This window comes from Pseudomonas sp. P5_B2, from assembly GCF_056400445.1.
Window position 1 is genome coordinate 1 of record NZ_JBFULH010001264.1, and the last position, 784, is coordinate 784.

1 protein-coding gene is annotated in these 784 nt (G+C 55.5%); it reads left to right on the forward strand.

Features of this window, described 5'->3' with window-relative positions; genetic code table 11:
• Window positions 1-51 precede the first annotated feature (51 nt).
• Window positions 52-784: Rieske 2Fe-2S domain-containing protein (locus AC1DRJ_RS30645; protein ID WP_477805409.1), on the forward strand; the 733-nt coding region annotated here is incomplete at its 3' end.

Here is a 784-nt window from a genome sequence, read left to right on the forward strand (position 1 = left end):
TCCCCTGGCACACCTCTGCACAGGTATTGGAAAAGACAATGGATTCCTGCATTGCGCAGTGAGGCGCTTGAGCCGGGAGGAACGCCACAACGTGTCGAATTACTATGCGAAAAATATGTCGCCTTTCGCGCGGACGATGGTCATGTCGGATTCCTCCATGAGGCATGCCCCCATCGCGGCGTTTCGCTCGCGCTCGGTCGAAATGAAGGTAACCGCCTGACTTGCATCTTCCATGGCTGGAGTTTTGACACGCAGGGCAACTGCACCAAAATGCCAACCGAGAAGGACCAGGCTTTTTGCAAAAAGGTAAAGGGGCAAGGGTTCCAGGTGCGAGAGGGTGGCGGTATTGTCTGGGTGTACTTGGGTGAGGGCGAAGCGCCGGCCTTCACTGATTATGCATTCACCTATTTTGATCGTAAGCACGCCAGACCGCGGGCTTCCTATAACGAAGCGAACTGGTTGCAAAACGTCGAAACATTAATGGACTCGGCCCATATCGGACTGCTGCACCATGACACCACGGCGAACCCGGAGCTGCCCCAGGCCGGGCTTCAGCTCGTCACTGGCAACGACACCCCCAAGTACACGCTCGAAAGCAAGCCGTATGGCTTACGGTCGTATTCGTTGCGCACCACGGGTCAGGAGCAGGACTACCTTCGGGTGACCGAGTTTGTAGCACCGGCGAGCGCGTTCATTGGTACCACCGAACAAGAAGCGGGATTTCTGATTATCGTAGTGCCGGTCAACAATACGCGCAGTCTTCAGTGGTATGTCTATTGGGATT